A 22345-nucleotide genomic window follows, 5' to 3' on the forward strand; every position below is an offset into this window, starting at 1 on the left:
ACAGCCCTGTCGCCGAATAGACCTGCCACCGGACAACACTCTCACCACACGACTGCGACCTGACGACGACGGGCTCCCGCCTTGCGCGGGAGCCCGTCTCGGTTCGGTCGGTTCGCTGAGCAGCTACACCGGCGTCAGCTTGTCTGTCAGCCAACGATCGCCATCCTTGTGCATGTACATGCGCACTCGGCTGCCCGTGGTGGCCGCATCAGGAGAAGCATCGCTCGTCGTGATCTGATTGACGAACAGCAGCACCACCGCTTCCTCCGCGGTTGCGGAGACGATCGAAGCCGCCTGCACTGTGGCCTCGACGGTGATCTTTCCCTCCTTCGCCCCCGGCGCGATGGTCTCTTGCACCAGCTTGTTGTAGTCGTCCTTGAAGTCCCCGGTGAGCCCGTCCGCCGCGGCCGCCAACTGATCGTCCACGTCGTTGTAGTTGTAGGAGAGCATTGCGGTCGCCTGGTTGCTCGCCGCCTGAACCGCGTCGACACGGGCCTGCTCGGTACCTCGATCGGCCCGCTCGATAGCGCGGTCGTCCAGATACCCCTTGAACAGGATCCCGACGCCGACGACGAGCGCGAGAACCACCGCTCCGGCCACTGCCACCAGCACCTTGGTCCGCGTCTTGTCGATCATGGGACGAACTCCACCTGCGATGCCGTCATGACTCCTCCGTCGTCGGTGACCGTCACCCTCATCCGGAAGTCACGTGGTCCGCCCTCGGTGCCGTTGGGGGTGCTGACGTCTGCACGCGCGGCCACGAGAACCTTTGTGGTGTTGCCGTCTTCGCTCTCGATTCCCGTCTCCAGGATCGTCCCGACCGTCGTCACACCCGCCTCCTTCACCACACTGACGAAGGGGTCCACACGACCATCGAACTCGGCCTCGAACGCGCCGCTCGCGCCGGCGAGGATCCTCTCCACGTCTTGCTCGACCGTCTCCGGCTTGATCGTCGTCAAGTTGAGCACCGTCTCGCGAGCGACTTCCATGACGGCGTTTCGGCGCTCGTCGACCACGTTGCGCTCAACGGCAGCCTCAATGGCATTATTCTGCTGGACGAACAGCCAACTGCCGGCACCGACAAGTGCGACGACGAGCGTCACCCCCGCCGCGATTGCGGCGAACAGCCGACCACGCTGTGCACTCCCCGCGGTGGGCGTGGCCTCGTGGTCGCCGGAATCTCCCTCCGCCTCGGGTTGTTCGACCGCAGCGGGTTCGGCGGTGGTGGGCGCCGTCTCGCCGTCCTTTGCCGACGGCTCCTTTGCCGGCGCCTCCTCCTGCGACGACTCCTCTGCCGAAGACTCCGTGTCAGACGTCGCTGCGACTTCGGCACCCTCGTCGATACCGGGAACTCGTGTTTCATCGACAGGCTTCGAGGGAATGGCTCCGTTCGCGGGCCCGGCACTGCGGCTGGCTCGCCGACGTGACGGGCGCTTTTTTCCGTCGAGTGTCAGTCCTGCTGACGTGTCATCATCGTCTGCCACGTCGTGTCCTCTCTCGGTGTTCCATCCGCCAACCCAGGCTGCGAGTACAGCAGACCGTCCGGTCCGGTGTACTTACCGGTCGTCGGGTCGTAGGGGCGGGCCGTGGCCGGCACGGACTCCCCGTCGTAGGAAGCCGGCGCGGTCGTGTAAGAGGGTACAGACGGATCCTGTGGTGGCCCACTGGGCGGGTTGTTGCCCTCCGGAACGTATCCCGTTTCGCTGCGGCACTCCTCCGGAGAGGGTGCCCGCCTACCCGGGACCTCCATGCACGGGTAGTTCCGCGCGCCGCGGACCGTGCTGGGATCGTCCTGGGCCGCCTTGCAGAACAGGTCAGTTGGGGTGGCGGGAACCGTCCGCTCGTTGGCGGCTCGCCACTGGTCCGGAGGGAGGAAGCCGGTGGTGCACGGCGGCGGATCGTTCAATTCGAGGGCGAAGTTCACGATCGCACCGTCGTCGATCGGCCCCTTGAGCGCAGCTGTCACCAGAGCCGACACCAGCGGCGGGTAGATCACCAGCACCTGCTCGATGCTCTTGTGGTAGATCGTGGTGACCTCTCCGACACTCACGAGGTTGGCCAGCAGCAGCGGCAGTGTCGGCTGCAGACCCTGGAACAGCTCGGTGGCCTGCGTGCCCGCGTCCGGGGCCGTCTCCAGGACACCACGGATCTGAGGATCGCTGGCACGCAGCTGATCCGAGAACGTCACGAGATCCCGGGTCCACGAACGGATAGCATCGCTCGTGTCCAGCTGCGTATCGAGGATCCCTTCGGCCTGTTCGATAAGCGTCTTCGTCGCGTCGACGTTGTCGTTCGCCTCCTGGACGAACAAGCGCGCCGAGTCGATCAACCGCTGCAGGTCCGGACCGGCGCCATTGAACGCCCGGAACGACTCGTCGACGACCATGCGCAACTTGGTATTCGAGATGCTCTGGACCAGAACGTCTGCCTGATCAAGCATTTCGCCGACGTCCTGCGGAACGGAGGTGTCTTCGACCGGAATCACGTCACCGTTCGCCAGGAACGGTTCGGAGTCGGTGCGCGGGATCAGATCCACGTACTGCTCACCGACCGCCGACACGCTCTTGACTGTCGCATCGAGATCCGCCGGGATGCGGTAGTCGCTGCTGATGGACAGCGTCGCGTCCACACCGTCCTCGGTGAGCACCACATCTTCGACCTTGCCGACGTTGGTGCCACGGAACGCGACGTTGGCGTTCGAGTACAGCCCCCCGGTCGACGGCAGCTGCACGGTCACGCGGTACTGACCGATCCCCAGCATTGCCGGCACCTGCACGTACTGGGTGGTCATCACCACCAGACCGATCACCGTGAGGATCGAGAAGATCACCAGCTGGACACGGACGAACTTCGAGAGGTTCATGGCGTCGGCGCTCCTCCGGGCGAATCGCTTTCTGCCGAAACAGGTGTCGGCTCAGGCTGGATCAGGTCGGGCCCACTCGGTTCGGGGATGCCGAGCGGATCGTTCGCCTGCCCGGCGACACCCGCGATCGAGCCGAGCGCGCCCTCGAGGCCACCGAGCGTCACGCCGAGACCGGTATCGGCCAGGAAGTTCTCGTCGAGTCGCTGATTGGTCAGGTCGATCATCATGTTCAGGTTCGCGTAGTCGCCCTGGAACACCTGATCGATGGTCTTCATCGTGAATGGGAAGGTGAGCAGCAGCGACAGCACTTCCGTCAGCGCGTCACCGGTACCGGCCAGTTCTCGCAGAATCGGAGACAGCGAGGCGAGGTTGGATTTCAGGTCGTCGCCGCTCTCGTTGATCACTCGCGTGGCGGTGTCACTGAGGTCGCCGAGGGCGATGAGCGCGCCGGTCAGGTTCTGTCGCTGCCCAACGAGCACCTCGAGCGCCGGCGGAACATCGTCCAGAGCCCGGGCCAGGGTATCGGTCTGCTCGTTGACAGTTCCGGCGAGTCGATCGATGCCCTCCATCGCGGAGATGATCTCGGCGCGCTGACTGTCGAGGCTGCCCACGAGTTGGTCGAGCTGCGGGAGCAGATCGCGGATCGAGTCCTCACGTCCGTTCAGGGCCGCGTTGAGCTCACGTGTGACGTCGTTGATCTGGGCGAGGCCTCCACCGTTGATTACCACCGACAGCGACGACAGCGTCTGCTCGGTGGTCGGATACGCGCCCGCCCGATCGAGCGGGATCACATCCCCGTCTCTCAGGGTGCCCTCCGGTGCCACACCGAGCGGCGGCGCCAGTTCGAGATGCTGGGATCCGAGCAGGCTGGTCTGCCCGATCTTCGCGGTCGCGTTCGCCGGCAGATTCACATCCTCGTTCAGCGACACGGTGACGAGCGCGTGCCAGTCCTGCACCTCGATGCCGGTGACCGCACCGACCGCGACATCGTTGACCCGGACCGGCGAATTCTGCGACAAAGTAGTCACATTCGGCATCTGAATCTGAACGCTGTACGACCCTTCCCCGCGGCCTTCGGTGCCGGGCAACGGCACCGAATTCAGCCCGTTCCACTCGCACCCGGTCACGGCCAACGTCAAGGCGATGGCGGACGCCGCCGCCACACGGGTGCGTTTGCGGCGCTCGATCATCGCCCACCTCCGGGATTGAGTAGCGCCCCGAGACCGGCCGGCACCGAGACCGTCGGCAGCGCGGCCAGCGGCCCGGCGAAGGTCGTGGGCGCCGACCGAGCGGACACCTCGCCTGCCAGGCTCGGCGGGCTGAAGGCGATCTGCTCGGGCCGGGCGGCCTGGGAGATCGCGGGATTGGTCAGCAGGCCCGGGTAGTTCGTGGCGACCGAGTTGAGGACCGGACCCAGGTACTGCGCGCACAGCTCGGCTGAGCGATCCGAGTCGTTGGTCTCGAGTCCCGCAATCAGGCCACAAATCATGGTGATGGGGTTCCGCGCATTGCTGGCCGCGAGCACCCCGTTCAGGGAACCCTGCTTGGGACTGTAGAGGTTGTTGAAGTTCGCCAGTGCGTTCGGCGCGATGTGCAGCACCAGCTCGATTTGCGGCCGCTTCTCGGCGAGAATGGACGTAACGTCGGCCAGACGGCCGACCTGCTCGTTCAACGATTCCTCGTTCTCGGTGACGAACCGGTTCACTTCGCCGATCGCGACGTCGAGGTCCTGCAGCGCTCTTCCGAGTTCGCCACTGGTCTCCGCGAGCAGCGACGACACCGACTGGAGTCTTCCTCCGAACTGCACGATCTGCTCTTCGCTGGCCGCCAGTGCCGATACGAACTGCTGCAGGTTGCGAACGGTCCCGAACAAGTCTGTCCGACCGTCCGACAGCGTATTCATCGTGTCGGAGAGCTCACGCAGGGTGTCGCTCATGGCATCGCCGTTGCCGTCGAGGTTGTCACCCACGGTGTCGATGAAGTTGCCGAGCGAACCCTGATCCGCGGCGCCCTGCGGCCCGAGTGCGTTCGACAACCTCGTCAGCTCGGCCTTGATTTCGTCCCACTCCACCGGAACAGCAGTCCGCTCGAGTGGGATCTCGTCGCCGTCGGCCATCGCCGGACCACCCGTGTACACCGGGGTCAGCTGGATGAACCGCGCCGCCACGAGACTGGGCGCAATGATCACAGCCTTCGCGTCGGCCGGAACATCTACGGAGCGGTCGACATTCATGACCACCGTGGCACCGGTCCCGTTCGGATCGATACTCTCGATCGTCCCGACTTTTACCCCGAGTACCCGGACGTCGTCACCGGCGTACAGACCCGTGGTCGAGGGAAAGTGGGCGGTGATCGTGGTCTTCCCGAGACCCGGGAACAGGTAGACCACGCCCGCAACGAGCACGGCGAGGGCAACGGCGGCGGCACCGCCGACGATCAGCCACCGCTTCCTCGGGTTCGTCTGCTTCTTGTCGTCGCTCATCGGTTCGGATCCTGGAGTTGGGTCGTCACCGGCGGGAACTGCTCGAGATCCTGCGGGACGTGTTCGGGCCACACCAACTGGTCGACGAACGTCTGGGTCAGAGCGCCGACACTGAAGTTCGCGACGTAAGCCATGAAGAACGGGCCGCTGCCGACGGCCTCGCCAAGCGAACGCGCATAGGGGCCGAGCCCGTCGAGGGCACGGTTGATGTTGTCCTTGTTGTCCTGCAGGTTGGCAACGACGGCGTTCAGCTTGTCGAGCGTGGGCTTCATCTGCTGCTCGTTGTCCTGCACCAGACCGGTGAGCTGCTGGGAGACGGCGGAGACGTTGGTGATCAGCTCGCTGATCGCGTTACGCCGGCGATCGAGTTCGCCGAGCAACAAGTTGCCGTCGAGGATCAGGGCGTTGATCTGGTCGCTGCGGTCCGCGAGGATCTCCGTCACCCCTTCGGCCCTTGCCAAAAGGTCTTCCAGCGACTCGTCGCGCGAGTTGATGCTCTCCGACAGGCGGGTGACGCCGTCGAGTGCCGCCCGCAACTCCGGCGGTGTGTCGGTCAACGTTTCGGAGATCGCGTCGAGCGAGTCGTTCAGCTGGTTCGTGTCCAAGTCGGACACCGTGGATGTCAGATCCCCTAGGGCGTCGTTGAGCGAGTACGGGGAATTGGTGCGCTCCAGGGGAATCGTGCTCCCCACCCGCATGACGTCGGATCCCTCGGGAGTTACCTGCAACGACTTTCTTCCGAGGATCGTGTTGGTCTTGATGTCGGCGCCGGTGTCGTCGCCGAGTCGGATCCCCTCGTTCATGGAGAAGGTCACCCGCACGGCGCTGCCGTCGAGTTCGACGTCCTCGACCTTGCCGACGTTGACACCGGCGACGGTTACGAAGTCGCCGGGTAGCAGACCACCCGCGTCCTCGAAGAGCGCCTCGTAGCGCACGCCGCCGAACAGGAACGGCAACCGGTCGTACTGCAGGCCGGCCAGGACCAGCGCCGCCGAGACCGCCACGCCGATGACACCGGTCCGCAGGAGATTTCGTTCGCGCATGCTCACTGCATCTCACACCTTCCCGTGGTCTGCTCCGGAGTAGTCGGCAGGTCCACTCGCAACTCCTGCCCGTCGGGTCCGGAGAACTTGAATGCCACCTCGCAGGTGTAGAACTGGAAGAAGCCGCCGTAGGTGCCCGTCCGGATCAACTTCGTGTACGCATCAGGCAATCGTTCGAGCACCCAGTTGATTTCGTCCTCGCCGTTCTGCAGATTCGTCGCGAGGTTGCCCGCCTCGGCGATCGTCGATTGCAGGTCCGGGCGCGCACCCTGGAGCAGCCCTGCCAGATCATTGGTGGACGTGGCAATCCGAGGGATCGCTGCGCCGATCGGATCCCGGTCCTGAGCCAATCCGCTGACCAACTGTTGGAGCTGATCGATCGTGGACGAGAACTGATCGCCCTTGTCGTTGATCGTCTTCAACGTGGCGTTCAGGTTGTCGACGACGTCCCCGATCAGCTCGTCCCGGTCCGCGAGTGCGGAGGTGAACGAGCTGGTGCTGCCGAGCAACGACACCAAGGTGCCACCCTGGCCCTGCAGGACGTGCAGCAGAGAGCCGGTCAGATCGTTGACCTGATCTGCACTCAGCCCGCGGAGCAGTGGTTTGAATCCGCCGAGCAACAGATCGAGGTCCAGCGCCGGCGCCGTCTGCGACTCGGGGATCGTGCCGCCCTTGGCGAGTGTCTCAGCGGACCCGGCTCCCTCCAGGAGCTCGAGATACCGGTCGCCGACGAGGTTCTCGTAGCGGACCGTGGCCCGGACGCTCTGCAGCAAGGGGTATTTCGTATCCACGTTGAAGCTCACGTGCGCGAGGTTGTCGGAGCCCACCTCGACACCGTTGACGGACCCGACAGGGACGCCGGCGATCCGTACCTTGTCGCCGGTCTTCAGACCGGAGGCATCGGTGAACTCTGCGCGGTACCCGACATTGCTACTGAACCGGGCCTGGCTGAACACGATTGCCAGACCGGCGAAGACCACCACCATCACCGTGGCGAAGGTCAGGAACTTCACCGTCGTCGCACGCATCACTACTGCCCCTCCTGTGGCGCAACGCCCCCGTACAGCCACTGGAACAGCTTGGGCACGTTCAGCGAAGCCCCGGTCGACGGCACGTACGGCTCGATCGCCGTATCCGCGACCACGAACGGCGCGTTGCCGTCACGCCTCGGATCGAGGTCCGGCAGACCCCAACAGTTGGGTCCGCCGGTGGCGTTGACCACCGGAAGGTTGTCCGGGTAGGTGTACGGCTCGAATCCGGGGATGAAGCTCGCGCTCATCGCAAAGCCGGGCTGGTTGCCGCCCTCGATCGCCTCGGCAGCGGGGCGAGCGTTGTTGAGCCCGACGATGGTGCAGGAGATGCTCGGCGAGTACCCGGCCAGTAGGGCCGTCGTCGGTTCGAGCAGCGCGAGCGATCGGGTCAGATCCGCCTCGTTGTCGGTGAGCAACAGGTTTCCGGTCCTCGCCAACGCGGCGACGTTCTCCAGCGTCATTCGCAGGTTGTCCCGCTCGTCGGCGAGGGTGCCGCTGGTCACAGTCGCATTGTCGAGAAAGGCCATCAGGTCAGGTGTGACGTCCGCGTAGAGGTTGGCCACGATCGCCGTCTTTTCCAGGTCCGCCTGAAGTTGGGGCAGTACCGGATTGATCGTCTTCAGGTAGGCGTCGGACTCGGAGAGAAGCTGGCCCAGATCGTCGCCGCGACCGTTCAGCGCCGACGAGATCGCTCCGAGTGTCGCGTTGAGCTTCTCCGGTTCGATCTGCTGCAGCAACTCCGACAGGTGCTGGAACAGCGTGTTGAACTCGACCGTCACACTGTCCGCGTCGATCACGGCACCCGGCTGCAACGCAGTTCGCGACGGGTTTTCGGGCGCAACGAAATTGACGTACTTGGCGCCGAACACGGTGGTGGACTTGATCTCGACGCTCGAGTTCGACGGGATGAGATGCATCTGGGACGGATCGATGTCCAACCGCAGCTGCGCCTGGCCGCCGATCTCGTCGATGGCGGCCACACGGCCTACTTCGACGCCGCGCATCTTGACTTTGGCGTCGGGATCCATGACCAGACCCGAACGGGGCGCGGTCACCGTCACCGGCTCACTCTTCGTGAAACCGCCGACGAACATCGTCAACGACAGCGCGACGATCCCCACGAGACCGAACACCATCACGGTCGCGGCGAGTTTCGTCTTCCACCTTGCTTCGGGCATGGTCCCTCCGCTCTAACCCGACAGGTTGAAGTTGCCGGACTGGCCGTAGATCGCCAGCGAGATCAGCAGGGTCACGGTCACGACGGCGATGAGCGACGCACGAACGGCGTTGCCGACGGCCACGCCGACACCCACGGGACCACCGCTCGCGTTGTACCCGTAGTAGGTGTGGATCAGCATGACTGCCAACGCCATGACGATCGCCTGCGCGAACGACCAGAGGATGTCCGTCGGTATCAGGAACGTCGAGAAGTAGTGGTCGTAGACGCCGGGAGACTGGTTGTACAGGAACACCGTCGCGAACCGGCTGGCCACGAAGGACGCAATCACCGCGAGCGAGTACAGCGGGACGATCGCGATCATGCCGGCCATCACGCGGGTCGAGACCAGATACGGAATCGACGGGATCGCCATGCACTCGAGCGCGTCCACTTCTTCCGACACTCTCATGGCACCGAGCTGCGCGGTCGAACCGGCGCCGATCGTGGCGGCAAGGCCGATGCCGGCGATCACCGGTGCCGCGATACGCACGTTGATGAACGCCGCGAAGAAGCCGGTGAGCGCCTCGACGCCGATGTTGCCGAGTGAGCTGTAGCCCTGGACCGCGATGGTGCCGCCGGTGAACAGCGTCAGAAAGCCCACGATGACGACGGTGCCGCCGATGACCGCGAGTGCACCCGTGCCCATGCTGATCTCGGCGACGAGCCGGAGCACTTCCTTCTTGTAGTGGACAAGCGCACGGGGCGCCCAGATCAGGGCACGCCAGTAGAAAAGCGCCTGCTCACCGAGTTGATCAATCGAGCGAGATACGCGTGCGACTCGTCGTCGAGTACGAAGGAATCGCCCTGACGCGACCAAAGCCATTAGTTCACCCCCGCTCACCCGGCCGTCAGCTTGATGCCGATGGCCGTGACGAGCACGTTGACCACGAATAGCGCCATGAAAGAGAAGACGACGGTCTGGTTGACGGCGTCGCCGACGGCCTTGGCACCGCCCTTGACGTTGAGTCCGAGGTACGCGGCCATCAGGCCCGCGATCATTCCGAACAGACCGGCCTTGAGCATCGAGATCATCAACTCACCGAATCCGGTGAGCAGTGTGATGCCGCTGACGAACGCACCGGGGTTCACATCCTGTACGTACACGGAAAACAGGAAGCCGCCGAGGATGCCAATGGTGCAGACCAGGCCGTTGAGCAACAGGGCGACGACGGTGGACGCCAGGACGCGCGGCACGACCAGCCGATGGATCGGGTTGATGCCGAGCACACGCATCGCGTCGATCTCCTCGCGAATGGTGCGCGCGGCGAGATCGGCGCAAATCGCGGTCGCCCCGGCTCCGGCAACGATGAGAACTGTGACGATCGGCCCGACCTGCGTAACGGCTCCGAGCGCGGCACCCGCGCCGCTGAGGTCGGCCGCCCCGATCTCTCGCAGGAGAATGTTGATCGTGAAGCTCACCAGGACCGTGAACGGAATGGCCACGAGCACGGTCGGAACCATCGAGACCCGAGCGACGAACCACGCCTGATCGATGAACTCGCGTCGCTGGAACGGACGCGAAAAGACGGCCCTCAGGGTATCTGCCGACATCGCGAAAAATCCGCCGGCGGCCCGCAGTGGGACCTCGAGGAGGTCGACCACGTTACCTCCTCACCATCCTCGTCACGATTGATCACAATACGTGGCGAAAGCCACACAAAACACCCTCAAAGCACCCGAAACGGGACAAACTCTGTGTGATCCAGCTCATACTAACTAGAACATGTTCACCTGTCAAAACCTTCGGCTAACTAAGCTTCCGGGTAGTCGGCAGGCCTCATCCGCATCGGCCCCGGCCGGCACGTTCCGCGTGCCCCGCGGGCCAGCCGCGCCAGCGCCCCTCGGCCGGACAGCGCCCGACACCCGAACGCAAAAGACCACCTTGAACAGGGAAAACCATGTCCAGTCGAGCTGTGGGCACGCTAGCCACACACAACGACCAGCACGTGGGCGGATGGAATCCGAGGCCGTCCGACTGACCCCGCGGACCGATAGATGCGATCACGGACAACCGCATCCACGGCCCGCGCGAAAAGACAAAACTAGAACCTGTTCTAATCCCCCCAGTACCGTTTCGCGGCGGCACGCCCCGGCCCCATTGCTACCCCGGATCGATCCGAATGGGCTCCGCACCGCCCCCTGGGCCGGGTTTCATCCTGTATGGATCGAGATCCCCGAGGGTCCCCATCACAGGAAGATTGCGGGACCCTTCAGAAGGATACGCCGCCCGATTCGAGCGGCAAGAGTCAGCCGAGGCTTCCCAGCGCTTCCGACGCCGAGAACGTGCGCTCCGGGTCACGGCCGTCGAAGTAGGCCGACATCTCGTCCGCGAGAGTTGTGGGCGTCCACTGAGCCGCGTCTGCATCGAAGCGCTGCTCGACCACGGGGGCCGCCATCAGCGCAACCATCGGGCCGTAGACGACGAAGACCTGGCCGTTGACCTTGTCGGCCGCCGGCGAGGCCAAGTAGGACACCAGGGCGGCGACGTGCTCCGGCGACAGCGGATCGACCTCGCCCTCGGGAGCGTCACCGAACACGGACTCCGTCATCGACGTCCGGGCCCGTGGGCAGATGGCGTTGGAGCGCACGCCGTAGCGGGACAGACCACGCGCCGCCGACAGGGTCAGAGCCGTGATGCCGGCCTTGGCCGCGCCGTAGTTCGGCTGGCCCGCCGGGCCGAGCAGACCCGCCTCGGACGACGTATTGATGAGCCGACCGTAGACGGAGGCACCCTCCGCCTTCGACTTGTCGCGCCAGAACGCGGCAGCATTGCGGGAAAGCAGGAAGTGGCCGCGCAGGTGAACCTTGAGGACGAGGTCCCATTCCTCGTCGGACATGCTGAACAACATGCGGTCGCGGACGATGCCCGCATTGTTGACGACGATGTCCACACCGCCGAGTCCCTGTGCGGCGGCCATGAGCGCGTCCGCGGTGGACCGCTCGCCGACGTCACCGGCAACGAATTCGACCTTGCCTCCGAGGGCACGGATATCCTCGAGCGTCGACTCGACCGCATCGCTGACCGCGAGATCGTTGACCACGACCGCCGCGCCGGACTGCGCCAGGCCGATCGCCTCGGCCCGGCCGAGACCGGATCCCGACCCGGTCACGATCGCGACCTTGCCCTCCAAGCTGACCTCGCGGCTGCTGTCTGCACTCATGTACGTACTCCCGTACCCGTGACGTCGACCGGCCTCACACCGGTCGGGTGGCTGATCGTCGCGGCTGTCGACGACGCGGCCAATGTAGAACGCGTTCTACATTGGCCGCAAGGCGTCTCTAGTGCTCGGTGAGCGCAGCGCGAGGGCACTGCGCAATGGCCGAGCGAACGTCCGCTTCGCGGTCCGCGGGAGGCACGGGCGCTGTGATGATCAACTCCTCGTCGTCATCAAGTTCGAAGATGTCGGGTGCGATTCCGACGCAGACGCCGTTGGCTTCGCAGCGGTCCCTGTCGACCCTGACCTCCATGGCCATTCCTCATTTCACGCTAGTTTGGAAGGGTAGACGGATGCGCGGTGCACCGGGCTGTGATGCAACCACATTCCGCCATTAGACTAGAACCTGTTCCACCGCTGTGCAATGATTCGATCGACCATCCTCGACGCGCCAACCGCACGGTCGGCACGGTGACGGAAAGGCCGCTGTCACAGCCTCGTACAAGATCAGCAGTGTCCGCGATCATTCCAGCAGACAGTGCCGAGTCGGGCGAATCAGCGCCGACGATTGCCCTGGAATGGAGAAGCCACGTGGATATCACCTACACCCCGCAGCAGCAGCAGCTGCGCGAGGAATTGCGAAGCTACTTTGCGAAACTGATGACCCCCGAACGTCGTGAGGCACTCGCCGCGACGACCGGCGAGTACGGCGAGGGCAACGTCTACCGCGAGGTCGTCCAGCAGATGGGTAAGGACGGCTGGCTCACCCTCGGCTGGCCCAACGAGTACGGCGGCCAGGAGCGGTCCGCCATGGAGCAGCTGATCTTCACCGACGAGGCCGCGATCGCCGGCGCACCGGTCCCCTTCCTGACCATCAACTCGGTCGCGCCGACGATCATGCACTTCGGTACCGCCGAGCAGAAGGCCTTCTTCCTCCCGAAGATCTCGGCGGGCGAGCTGCATTTCTCGATCGGCTACTCCGAGCCGGGCGCCGGTACCGATCTCGCGTCGTTGCGCACGTCCGCAGTCAAGGACGGTGACGACTACGTCATCAACGGTCAGAAGATGTGGACCAGCCTCATCCAGTACGCCGACTACGTGTGGCTCGCGTGCCGGACCGACCCGAATGCCAAGAAGCACCGTGGCATCAGCATGATCATCGTGCCGACCACTGCCGAGGGCTTCTCGTACACGCCTGTGCACACGATGGCGGGCCCGGATACCAGCGCGACCTACTACCAGGACGTACGCGTGCCGCAGAGCTCCCTCGTGGGCGAGGAGAACGGCGGCTGGAAGCTCGTGACGAACCAGCTCAACCACGAGCGTGTCGCGCTCACGTCGGCGGGTCCGATCATGACGGCTCTGCAGGAAGTCCGCGAGTGGGCGCAGAACACCAAGCTCGCGGACGGTCGACGGGTGATCGACCAGGAGTGGGTGCAGATCAACCTGGCTCGGGTCCACGCCAAGACCGAGTACCTGAAGCTCATGAACTGGGAGATCGCATCGGCCGAGGACCACGCTCCCGGACCCGAAGCCGCATCGGCCAACAAGGTGTTCGGCACCGAGTTCGCCACCGAGGCCTACCGCCTGCTGATGGAGATCCTGGGCCCGTCGGCAACGGTCCGCCAGAACTCGGCCGGTGTTTTGCTGCGCGGACGACTCGAGCGGATGCACCGCTCCGCGTTGATCCTCACCTTCGGTGGCGGCACCAACGAGATTCAGCGCGACATCATCGCGATGACCGCCCTCGGCCAGCCCGCCTCCAAGCGATAAGTAAGGACCACGACTATGGACTTCTCCCTCACCGAGGCCCAGAACGACCTGGCCGGCCTCACCAACGGCATCGTCTCGGAAATTGTCACGAACGAGCACCTGCGTGAACTCGACTCGGCCGAGGACCGCTTCGACCGCAAGCTGTGGGATGCGCTCGCGACCTCCGGCGTGCTGAGCGCGGCCCTGCCCGAGTCGATCGGCGGCGACGGATTCGGCGTTCTCGAGCAGTGCAGCATCCTGATCGAACTGGGCCGCGGCGTGGCTCCGGTGCCCTACCTGTCGTCGATCGTCATGGCCGCGGGCGCAATCGCCGAGTTCGGCTCGGACGCACAGCGTTCGGAGTGGGCTGCCCTGGCCGCTGCCGGCTCGAAGATTCTCGCCGTCGCACTCGCCGAGGACCTCAACGACAACCCCGCGGCACCCGTCACCCGCGCCGAGAAGACCGCAGACGGGTGGACGCTGCGCGGCACCAAGGTCGTCGTCGACGGTGCGCCGATTGCGGATCTGTTCCTGGTCCCAGCCGCAACCGACAACGGCACCGCGGTGTTCCTGGTGCAGGCCGACGACGCCGGCGTCTCGGTCACCCGCCAGCAGACAACCGATTTCGGATGCGTCGGCATCGTCGAGTTCACCGACGTCCCCCTGGGCAAGGACCGCATCCTCGGCACCATCCAGCGCGGACGTGAGATCGTCGACTGGATCCTCGACCGTGGCGCCGTCGGCTCGAGCGCCTTCCAGTTCGGCGTGCTAGACCAGGCGCTGAAGATGACCGCCGATTACGCTCGTGAGCGCGTGCAGTTCGACCGCCCGATCGGCAGCTTCCAGGCCGTTGCGCAGCGTCTGGCCGACGGATACATCGACGTCAAGGGCGTACGACTGACACTGTGGCAGGCGGCGTTCCGGCTTGCGGAGGGACTTCCTGTCGAAGGCGAGATCGACACGGCGAAGTTCTGGGCCGCCGACGCCGGCCACCGGGTCGCACACACCGTGGTACACGTCCACGGCGGTGTCGGTCTGGATGAAGACCACCCCACCCATCGCTACTTCCTGGCAGCGAAGCGGCAGGAGTTCCTCCTCGGGTCGGCAACCGACCATCTACGCCGCCTGGGTTCAGTTCTGGCTGCGGCTCCCGCGTAAACGTCTCGGGCACAAGCAGTCCCAAAAAGCGGAAACGGCAGAGCAAACGGCGTAACACGCGTCATGATGTGGACATGAAAGCTAATCCCACCGTCGCGGATCTTCTCGAGCCGCTCTGCGATGCCGACACGCACGGAATCCGATTCGAGGATTCGTACATTCCGTGGGCGGAACACGTCCACGGAATGTACGACCGTGCGGCTCTGCTGAACGCCCTGCTCGACCCCGGCCGCCCTCGAAACTTCGGGGTGCTCTTCGACAACATCCCGGAGTTCTCGTCGCTTCTCGGCGCGGCGGCGTTCTCCGGCACTGTCCTGGTCGGTCTCAACACCACTCGCCGGGGTGACGCCCTGGCCCGAGACATTGCCCTGTCCGACTGTCAGGTCGTGTTCACCGAGGCCAGCCAGGCACATCTTCTCGAGGGACTGGATCTCCACGGTGTACGGGTCATCGACGTGGATTCACCCGAGTGGCCCGAACTGCTGGCGCCTTTCGCCGACAGCCCCGTCGTCCCGTCGAAGGCACGTCCCGACGACCTGTTGATGCTGATCTTCACTTCGGGCACCAGCGGAGACCCCAAGGCGGTGCGCTGCACGCACGCGAAGTTCACCGTCCCCGGTATCATGCTGGCCGAGCGATTCGGCCTCTCGACGGACGACGTCGTGTACATGGCGATGCCGATGTTCCACTCCAATGCAATGATGGCGGCGTGGTCCGTGGCAGTCCACGGACAGTGCGGGATCGCACTCCGGCGGAAATTCTCCGCATCCGGATTCCTGCCGGATGTCCGCCGATACGGCGTCACCTACGCCAATTACGTCGGAAAGCCACTGTCGTACATCCTCGCCACTCCCGAGCGGCCGGACGATGCCGACAACACGCTGAAGATCATGTACGGCAACGAGGGTTCGGCGCCGGTGGCCCGGGAGTTCGCCCACCGATTCGGAACGCTCGTGCTCGACGGCTTCGGCTCCACCGAGGGTGGTATCGCAATTTCCGCTCACCCCGATGCACCCTTGGGTGCGCTGGGCCTGCTACCCGACAATGTCGAAATCCTCGATAGCGAGACCGGAATGCCCTGCCCACCAGCTGAGTTCGACGAGTCCGGACGGATTCTGAACGCGGACAAGGCGACCGGCGAGATGGTGAACATGAGCGGCGCCGGCGCCTTCGCGGGGTACTACAAGAATCCCGAGGCCGACGCCGAGCGGCTTCGCGACGGCAAGTACTGGAGCGGTGACCTCGGGTACCGCGACGCCGACGGTTTCGTGTACTTCGCGGGCCGTAGTTCGGGCTGGCTGCGGGTCGACGGCGAGAACCTCGGCACGGCGCCGATCGAGCGCATTCTGCTCCGGTACCCGGGATTCACCCAGGTGTCGGTGTACGGGGTGCCGGACAGCGAGGTGGGTGACCGGGTGATGGCAGCCGTCATCCCGACGGGCGACGTCGCCTCCTTCGACCCGGTGGCCTTCGCCCGGTTCCTCGACGGCCAGCCCGACCTCGGCCCCAAGCAGCGGCCGACCCTGGTGCGGGTGTGCTCACAGTTCCCGCGGACCGCGACGTTCAAGGTCGTCACCCGAACGTTGAGCGCCGAGCGCTGGCACTGCGCCGACCCGGTCTGGCTGCGCGGCCACGGCCAGGACGAGTTCACTCTTCTCACACCGGAACTCGCGCGCATGCTGGAACCGCGGAGCCCCGGCGCGTAGAAGCCAGACAACAGCGCCCCGGAACGATCGCGTTCCGGGGCGCTGCAGCGTTCTACTTGCGTCTCAGTTCTTCAGACCGTCGAGGCGAGAGATCGTGGACTCGAATCCCTCGATCAACTCGGCCATGACCTCGGCGACCGGCCGGATCTTGTTCATCCGTCCGACGATCTGACCGACCGGCATGGCCACGACCTCGGGATCACCGCCGGCGGAGATCCGCTGATGTGCCTCGCTGACCAGAATGTTCTGCAGCGGCATCGGAAGCGGGTCGGGAGCATCGGGCTTGGCCCACGCCTCGGTCCACTTGGTCTTCAGCAGCCGCGCGGGCTTGCCGGAGAAGATCCGGGAACGGACCGTGTCGGAGGACGACGCGGCGAGGAGAGCACGTTGGACCGAGGTCGGTCCGTCGGCTACTGCGCCCAGCCGGTACTCGCTCGTGGTGAGCCAGTAGGAACCCATCCACACGCCGGATGCGCCGAGCGCCAACGCCGCCGCGACCTGTCGGCCGCTGCCGATGCCACCGGCGGCAAGCACTGCGGCGTCCCCGCCGACGGCGTCGACGATCTCGGGGACGAGCACCATCGAGGCGATCTCTCCGGTGTGCCCGCCGGCCTCGTAACCCTGCGCGATGACGATGTCCACGCCGTTCGCGACGTGGCTCCGAGCGTGTTCGACGGCACCGGCGAGCGCTGCGACCGGGACGCCCTTCTCGTGGGCTAGATCGATGACGTCCTTCGGCGGAGAGCCCAGGGCGTTGGCGATCAACGAGATCCGGTGCTTCAGCGCGACGTCGACATGCGAGCGTGCGACCGAGTGCAGCCACCCGAGCACACCCGTGGCGTGCTCGACGTCGTCGGAGAGGGGCGGCACACCGAGGTCGTCGAGAGTGCGGTTGACGAACGCCTTGTGCTCTGCGGGAATGAGCTTGTCGAGATCGACCACCCCACCCTCGGTGGGCACCTTGGCCGGCATCACGATGTCGACACCGTACGGCTTGCCGTCGGTGTTCTCGTCCATCCACGTCAGGGTGGCGTCGAGTTCGTCCGGGTCGTTGAACCGCACGCATCCCAGGACGCCGAGACCACCGGCACGCGAGATCGCGGCAGCGACGTGCTCGGACGGCGTGAAACCGAAGATTGGGTACTGGACCCCGAACTTCTCGGCGAGATCCGTGCGCATCACGCGTCCTTGCCGTTGGTCAGGTGGTCGTCCGCTTCACGAGCCTGGGTCTGCGCGGTGGCCCACTTGTAGTCGGGCTTGCCGGCAGGCGAACGCTTGATCTCGTCGACCAGCCACAGGCTGCGCGGCACCTTGTAGCCGGCGATTTCGTTGCGGGCCGCCTTGACGATGTCGGCCAGGCTCGGACGAGTTCCGGGCCGCGGTGCGACGACCGCGACGACACGGTTGCCCCAGCGCTCGTCGGGCACGCCGACCACGAGCACGTCGAAGACATCCGGGTGAGTCTTGATGGCGCCTTCGACCTCTTCGGGGTAGATCTTCTCGCCGCCGCTGTTGATCGAGACCGATCCGCGTCCGAGCATCGTGACGGTGCCGTCCTCCTCGACCGAGGCGTAGTCGCCGGGGATCGAGTAGCGGGTCCCGTTGTAGAACTTGAACGTTGCCTTGGTCTTCTCCTCGTCCTTGTAGTAGCCGAGGGGAAGGTGACCGCTGCGGGCAAGCATTCCGACCTTGCCCGATCCGGGCTCGATCGGGTTGCCCTCGTCGTCGAGGACGACGGTCGCTGCGTCGATCTTCACCCGCGGACCACCGGTGTGCTCGAAGCCCTTGGTGATGGTGGCGAGACCGCCGAATCCGGTCTCGGACGAGCCGATCGCGTCGGTCAGCAGGCGGTTCGGCAGCAGCTCGAGGAACTGCTCCTTCAGAGCCGGGGAGAACAGCGCTGCGCTGCTGGCGATGACGTAGAGCGACGAGAGATCGTACGGTTCACCGGTCTCCGGGTTGCCCTTGATGAGCGCGTCGATCATCGGGCGGGCCATCGCGTCACCGGTGATGAAGATGAGGTTGACCTTGTGACGGTCGATGGCCTGCCACACCGCATGCCCGTCGAACTCGGGGACCATCACCAGGGTGCCGCCGCCGAAGAGGCTGTGGAACACCGCGGACTGCGAACCGCCGTGGATCATCGGCGGAATCGGGAAGCGGATCATCGCCGGGTTCTCGGCGCCGATCTTCGCAACCTCCCACTCGTCCTTGACGTACTCGCCGGTGACGAAGTTGATGCCGCCGCCGAGCACCCGCCACCAGTCCTCGTGCCGCCACATGACGCCCTTGGGCATGCCGGTGGTGCCGCCGGTGTAGATGATGAAGATGTCGTCGGGGCTGCGGTCACCGAAGTTCCGCTCCGGAGAACCCTGGGACAGTGCGGTCTCGTACTCGACACCGCCGTACGACGAGTAGTCGGCATCCGTGCCGTCCTCGACGACGATCGCCGTCTTGACCAGCGGGGTGTTCGGCAGGACCCCGGCCACCTTGTCCGAGTAACGACGCTCGTGGACGAGCGCCACCATGTCCGAGTTCTCGAAGATGTACTGCAACTCGTTCTCGACGTAGCGGAAGTTGACGTTGACCATGATGGCGCGCGCCTTGAACACCGCGACCATCGCCTCGATCGCCTCGATGGTGTTGCGGCTGTAAATGCCCACCTTGTCGCCCGGCTTGACGCCCTGATCACGCAGGTAGTTGGCCAGCCGGTTGGCGCGCTCCTCCAGCTGCGCGAAGGTGAGCTCGCGCTCCGCATCCACCAGCGCCAGGCGGTCCGGGTTGAGGTCGATCGAGTGCTCTACGAGGTCTGCGATATTAATGGCCACGTCAACAAAGTAGAACGTGTTACTGTCACAGACAAGACCCAATCTGAGACTCAACTCACATACATCCCGGGAGTGCCTAAGTGTCCACCGAAACCACCGAGAAATCCGACGTTTCGGCGAAATCGCCCCACTGCCTGGTCGAGAAGCGTGGCCACGTCCTGATCGTGACCATGAACCGGCCCGAGGCACGCAATGCGCTGTCGGGCGAGATGATGGCGATCATGGCCGAGGCCTGGGACCGGGTCGACTCCGATCCCGACATCCGCGTCGCGATTCTCACTGGTGCCGGTGGCACGTTCTGTGCCGGCATGGACCTCAAGGAGATGAACCGGAACGCCCCCGGCGACAGGTTCGGCGAAGGCGGGATGGACCTGACCAAGCTGCCGGCACTACTCAAGGGCCGCCGCCTCAGCAAGCCGCTCATCGCCGCAGTCGAGGGCGCGGCCATCGCGGGCGGCACCGAGATCCTTCAGGGCACCGACATTCGCGTTGCCGGCGAGGGCGCCCGCTTCGGCGTCTCCGAGGCACGACTGGGCCTCTTCCCGCTCGGTGGCTCCGCGGTCCGCCTCGTCCGGCAGCTCCCCTACACCCTCGCCGCCGAGATCCTGCTCACCGGCCGGACGGTGCCCGCGCCCGAGGCCAAGGAGATCGGGCTCATCAGCCACATCGTCCCCGACGGTCGAGCACTGGACAGGGCTCTCGAGATCGCTGAGCAGATCGCTGCCAACGGCCCGATCGCGGTACAGGCGATCCTGAAGACCATCCGCGACACCGAAGGCATGCACGAAGAGGACGCGTTCAAGCTCGAGGCCGAGATCGGTGCCGCGGTGTTCAAGAGCGACGACGCCAAGGAGGGCCCGCGCTCCTTCGCCGAGAAGCGCGCCCCCAAGTTCACCGGCCGGTAGCCACCCGGTGGCCCGGTCCGCAACCGGGAATCTCGAAAAGGCTCGGCCCGTGGTGGATTCCCACCACGGGCCGCGCCTTTCGTGTGCCGGAGGAGATCAAGCTGTGCCGACCGCCGCAGCGAGCTCGCGCATGTGCTCGACGGAGCGGCACGTCACCAGCAGCATCGTGACCCCGGAGTCCTCCCACTCCTTGACCTGCGTACGCACCTCGTCGAGGTTGCCGATGATCATCGTGTCCGTGACCATCTGGTCGGGCACGATCGCGGCGGCCTCTTCCTTGCGTCCGGACAGGAACAACCGCTGGATTTCCTTGACCTCGTCGCCGTATCCCATCCGGGTGTACACCTGGGCATGGAAGTTCATTTCGGCCGCACCCATGCCGCCGACGTACAGCGCGGTGATCGGCCTGAGCTTGTCGATCTCGGCCTTGCGGTCATCGGTGACGACAACCTGGCACGTCGCGGCCACCTCGAAGTCCTCGCGGGTTCGGCGCGCGCCGGGACGTGCGAATCCCTCGTCGAGCCACTCGTTGTACATCGGTGCCAGTCGCGGCGTGTAGTAGATCGCCAGCCAGCCGTCCGCGATCTCGGCGGTCAGCGCGACGTTCTTGGGGCCCTCGGAGCCCAGCCAGATCGGCAGGTCGGCGCGCAGCGGATGCGTGATCGGCTTGAGCGGCTTGCCGAGGCCCATCGAGTTGGGCCCGGTGTACGGCAGCGGGTAATGCGGGCCGTCGTTGCGAACAGCCGCTTCCCGCGCGAGAACCTGACGCACGATCGAGACGTACTCGCGAGTGCGGGCCAACGGCTTCTTGAACGGCTGCCCGTACCAGCCCTCGACCACCTGCGGCCCGGACACGCCGAGGCCGAGGATCGCCCGTCCACCGGACAGGTGGTCGAGCGTGAGCGCGTGCATCGCACAGTTCGTGGGCGTCCGCGCCGACAGCTGCGCCACCGATGTACCCAAGCGGATGCGCTCGCTGTTCGAGCCCCACCACGCAAGCGGTGTGAAGGCATCGTTACCCCACGACTCGGCCGAGAACACGGAGTCGAAACCAGAGGCGTCCGCCTCGTCCACCAATTCCTGTGCGTTGGCCGGAGGCTGTGCGCCCCAGTACCCAAGTTGCAACCCAAGCTTCATTGCGTGCCTCCGTATCCGCAGTGATCAGGCATGACTCTTGCCACAATAATAAGAACCTGTTCTACTCGATTCTGTGACCCCTGGAAAGAGCGGAGTGGCCGAGCAGCCACTGAGAGCACCACTTAATCTGAAATTCGACTACACCCGATCGGTGGGGCCGACCATCGGAGCGTTCGTTACGGCTCTTCGTGACCGTAAGGTCATCGGTGCCCGCGGATCCGACGGCCGCATCCACGTGCCGCCACCGGAATTCGACCCCTCGACCCACGAACCGATGACCGACTTCGTGGACGTCTCGGACACCGGAACCGTCGTCACCTGGACGTGGATGCCCGAGCCGATCGACGGCCAACCCCTGACGCATCCGTTCGCGTGGGCCCTGATCAAGCTCGACGGTGCCGACACGTCGATCCTGCATGCCGTCGATGCCGGGTCCCCGGAAGCGATGAGCACCGGCATGCGGGTGCGAGTTCGCTGGGCGGACGAGCGCACCGGACACATTCGGGACATCGCCTGCTTCGAGCCGGGTGAGAGTGACGCTGGTAAGAGTGACTCAGCTTCCACCGCAACAGCTTCCGGAGACAACCTGGTAACCGGGATCATCACCCCGGTCGACCTGCACTACACGCACACCGCCTCGTTCGAGGAGAGCTTCTACCTCCGCGGCCTCGCCGCCGGCAAGGTCATCGGTGGACGCACAGGACCGGGCGCCAAGGTCTACGTCCCGCCGCGCAGCGCAAGCCCGACCGACGGCATCCCGACAACGGAGCAGGTCGAAGTCTCCGACAAGGGCATCGTCACGACCTTCTGCATCGTCAACGTCCCCTTCATGGGCCAGCAGATCAAGCCGCCATACGTCGCGGCCTACGTCCTGCTCGACGGCGCCGACATCCCGTTCCTGCACCTGATCCTCGACTGTGACGCCTCCGAAGTCCGCATGGGCATGCGCGTCGAGGCCGTGTGGAAGCCGAAGGACGAGTGGGAGTACTCGCTCAAGAACATCTCGCACTTCCGCCCCACCGGTGAGCCGGATGCGGACTACGACACCTACAAGCACCACCTCTAG

20 protein-coding genes are annotated in these 22345 nt (G+C 65.2%); 5 read left to right on the forward strand and 15 right to left on the reverse strand.

The features are described from left to right. Positions 1–123 precede the first annotated feature (123 nt). From EF834_RS03815 to EF834_RS03870, 12 genes are all read right to left on the reverse strand, one after another. The gene (locus tag EF834_RS03815; protein WP_127945858.1) at positions 124–636 is read right to left on the reverse strand and encodes a h domain protein; all 513 of its coding nucleotides are present in this window, start codon (positions 634–636) and stop codon (positions 124–126) included. Further along, a complete protein-coding gene (locus EF834_RS18445) occupies positions 633–1484 on the reverse strand; it encodes a hypothetical protein (protein WP_235870976.1) in 852 nt (283 codons plus the stop codon). The genes EF834_RS03815 and EF834_RS18445 overlap by 4 nt, the downstream gene beginning before the upstream one ends. Next, on the reverse strand, positions 1451–2863 hold the full coding sequence (locus EF834_RS03825; protein ID WP_127945859.1) for an MCE family protein: 1413 nt from the start codon (positions 2861–2863) through the stop codon (positions 1451–1453). The genes EF834_RS18445 and EF834_RS03825 overlap by 34 nt, the downstream gene beginning before the upstream one ends. Further along, complete coding sequence (locus EF834_RS03830) at positions 2860–4053, reverse strand: MCE family protein (protein WP_127945860.1); 1194 nt, start codon at positions 4051–4053, stop codon at positions 2860–2862. Before EF834_RS03830 ends, EF834_RS03825 begins: the two co-directional genes overlap by 4 nt. Next, positions 4050–5345 (reverse strand): MCE family protein, encoded by a 1296-nt coding sequence (locus EF834_RS03835; protein WP_127945861.1) that lies wholly within the window; start codon positions 5343–5345, stop codon positions 4050–4052. The genes EF834_RS03830 and EF834_RS03835 overlap by 4 nt, the downstream gene beginning before the upstream one ends. Next, positions 5342–6388, reverse strand: a complete 1047-nt coding sequence (locus EF834_RS03840; protein ID WP_127946063.1) for an MCE family protein — start codon at positions 6386–6388, stop codon at positions 5342–5344. Before EF834_RS03840 ends, EF834_RS03835 begins: the two co-directional genes overlap by 4 nt. A gap of 2 nt (positions 6389–6390) precedes the next feature. Continuing rightward, positions 6391–7416 carry an MCE family protein gene (locus tag EF834_RS03845; protein ID WP_127945862.1) on the reverse strand — a complete coding sequence of 342 codons (1026 nt, stop codon included), beginning with the start codon at positions 7414–7416 and terminating at the stop codon, positions 6391–6393. Positions 7417–7418: 2 nt separating this feature from the next. After that, positions 7419–8597: an MCE family protein gene (locus EF834_RS03850; RefSeq protein ID WP_127945863.1), complete on the reverse strand. Its 1179-nt coding sequence runs from the start codon at positions 8595–8597 to the stop codon at positions 7419–7421. 12 nt (positions 8598–8609) lie between these two features. Next, entirely contained in the window at positions 8610–9461 is an 852-nt protein-coding gene (locus tag EF834_RS03855; protein WP_127945864.1) for an MlaE family ABC transporter permease, read from the reverse strand. A gap of 14 nt (positions 9462–9475) precedes the next feature. Next, the gene (locus tag EF834_RS03860; RefSeq protein WP_127945865.1) at positions 9476–10240 is read right to left on the reverse strand and encodes an MlaE family ABC transporter permease; all 765 of its coding nucleotides are present in this window, start codon (positions 10238–10240) and stop codon (positions 9476–9478) included. Positions 10241–10884: 644 nt separating this feature from the next. Continuing rightward, positions 10885–11799 carry a 3-oxoacyl-ACP reductase gene (locus EF834_RS03865; RefSeq protein WP_127945866.1) on the reverse strand — a complete coding sequence of 305 codons (915 nt, stop codon included), beginning with the start codon at positions 11797–11799 and terminating at the stop codon, positions 10885–10887. Between the two features lie 118 nt (positions 11800–11917). Further along, complete coding sequence (locus EF834_RS03870) at positions 11918–12106, reverse strand: ferredoxin (RefSeq protein ID WP_127945867.1); 189 nt, start codon at positions 12104–12106, stop codon at positions 11918–11920. Between the two features lie 278 nt (positions 12107–12384). Here EF834_RS03870 and EF834_RS03875 point away from each other — a divergent pair, with 278 nt between their 5' ends. The 3 genes from EF834_RS03875 (at position 12385) to EF834_RS03885 (ending at position 16409) form a co-directional block, all read left to right on the forward strand. After that, entirely contained in the window at positions 12385–13566 is a 1182-nt protein-coding gene (locus EF834_RS03875; RefSeq protein WP_127945868.1) for an acyl-CoA dehydrogenase family protein, read from the forward strand. Positions 13567–13581: 15 nt separating this feature from the next. After that, positions 13582–14703 (forward strand): acyl-CoA dehydrogenase family protein, encoded by a 1122-nt coding sequence (locus tag EF834_RS03880; protein ID WP_127945869.1) that lies wholly within the window; start codon positions 13582–13584, stop codon positions 14701–14703. Positions 14704–14777: 74 nt separating this feature from the next. Next, positions 14778–16409, forward strand: a complete 1632-nt coding sequence (locus EF834_RS03885) for a long-chain-fatty-acid--CoA ligase (protein WP_127945870.1) — start codon at positions 14778–14780, stop codon at positions 16407–16409. 63 nt (positions 16410–16472) lie between these two features. Here the strand turns inward: EF834_RS03885 and EF834_RS03890 are convergent, their stop codons facing one another. Beyond that, complete coding sequence (locus tag EF834_RS03890) at positions 16473–17588, reverse strand: NAD(P)H-dependent flavin oxidoreductase (protein ID WP_127945871.1); 1116 nt, start codon at positions 17586–17588, stop codon at positions 16473–16475. Beyond that, the gene (locus EF834_RS03895) at positions 17588–19237 is read right to left on the reverse strand and encodes an acyl-CoA synthetase (protein WP_127945872.1); all 1650 of its coding nucleotides are present in this window, start codon (positions 19235–19237) and stop codon (positions 17588–17590) included. The genes EF834_RS03890 and EF834_RS03895 overlap by 1 nt, the downstream gene beginning before the upstream one ends. Positions 19238–19317: 80 nt before the next feature. Here EF834_RS03895 and EF834_RS03900 point away from each other — a divergent pair, with 80 nt between their 5' ends. Next, positions 19318–20142 (forward strand): crotonase/enoyl-CoA hydratase family protein, encoded by an 825-nt coding sequence (locus EF834_RS03900; protein ID WP_127945873.1) that lies wholly within the window; start codon positions 19318–19320, stop codon positions 20140–20142. 96 nt (positions 20143–20238) lie between these two features. Here EF834_RS03900 and EF834_RS03905 read toward each other — a convergent pair whose 3' ends face one another. After that, positions 20239–21279, reverse strand: coding sequence for an LLM class F420-dependent oxidoreductase (locus EF834_RS03905; RefSeq protein WP_127945874.1), 1041 nt, complete (start codon positions 21277–21279; stop codon positions 20239–20241). A 73-nt stretch (positions 21280–21352) separates the two neighbouring features. Between EF834_RS03905 and EF834_RS03910 the strand changes: the two genes are divergently transcribed. Further along, positions 21353–22345, forward strand: coding sequence for a Zn-ribbon domain-containing OB-fold protein (locus EF834_RS03910; protein ID WP_127945875.1), 993 nt, complete (start codon positions 21353–21355; stop codon positions 22343–22345).

Origin of the sequence: Rhodococcus spongiicola, from assembly GCF_004011835.1 — a bacterium.
In the GTDB taxonomy this organism is placed as follows: domain Bacteria; phylum Actinomycetota; class Actinomycetes; order Mycobacteriales; family Mycobacteriaceae; genus Prescottella; species Prescottella spongiicola.

What these genes read in the sequence shown, in the direction of transcription:
- EF834_RS03830 (WP_127945860.1), bottom strand. Translation starts at nt 4,053, where the DNA reads ATGATCGAGCGCCGCAAACGCACCCGTGTGGCGGCGGCGTCCGCCATC.
- EF834_RS03850 (WP_127945863.1), bottom strand. Translation starts at nt 8,597, where the DNA reads ATGCCCGAAGCAAGGTGGAAGACGAAACTCGCCGCGACCGTGATGGTG.
- EF834_RS03905 (WP_127945874.1), bottom strand. Translation starts at nt 21,279, where the DNA reads ATGAAGCTTGGGTTGCAACTTGGGTACTGGGGCGCACAGCCTCCGGCC.
- EF834_RS03835 (WP_127945861.1), bottom strand. Translation starts at nt 5,345, where the DNA reads ATGAGCGACGACAAGAAGCAGACGAACCCGAGGAAGCGGTGGCTGATC.
- EF834_RS03870 (WP_127945867.1), bottom strand. Translation starts at nt 12,106, where the DNA reads ATGGAGGTCAGGGTCGACAGGGACCGCTGCGAAGCCAACGGCGTCTGC.
- EF834_RS03855 (WP_127945864.1), bottom strand. Translation starts at nt 9,461, where the DNA reads ATGGCTTTGGTCGCGTCAGGGCGATTCCTTCGTACTCGACGACGAGTC.
- EF834_RS03840 (WP_127946063.1), bottom strand. Translation starts at nt 6,388, where the DNA reads ATGCGCGAACGAAATCTCCTGCGGACCGGTGTCATCGGCGTGGCGGTC.
- EF834_RS03885 (WP_127945870.1), top strand. Translation starts at nt 14,778, where the DNA reads ATGAAAGCTAATCCCACCGTCGCGGATCTTCTCGAGCCGCTCTGCGAT.
- EF834_RS03865 (WP_127945866.1), bottom strand. Translation starts at nt 11,799, where the DNA reads ATGAGTGCAGACAGCAGCCGCGAGGTCAGCTTGGAGGGCAAGGTCGCG.
- EF834_RS03825 (WP_127945859.1), bottom strand. Translation starts at nt 2,863, where the DNA reads ATGAACCTCTCGAAGTTCGTCCGTGTCCAGCTGGTGATCTTCTCGATC.
- EF834_RS03815 (WP_127945858.1), bottom strand. Translation starts at nt 636, where the DNA reads ATGATCGACAAGACGCGGACCAAGGTGCTGGTGGCAGTGGCCGGAGCG.
- EF834_RS03845 (WP_127945862.1), bottom strand. Translation starts at nt 7,416, where the DNA reads ATGCGTGCGACGACGGTGAAGTTCCTGACCTTCGCCACGGTGATGGTG.
- EF834_RS03890 (WP_127945871.1), bottom strand. Translation starts at nt 17,588, where the DNA reads ATGCGCACGGATCTCGCCGAGAAGTTCGGGGTCCAGTACCCAATCTTC.
- EF834_RS03880 (WP_127945869.1), top strand. Translation starts at nt 13,582, where the DNA reads ATGGACTTCTCCCTCACCGAGGCCCAGAACGACCTGGCCGGCCTCACC.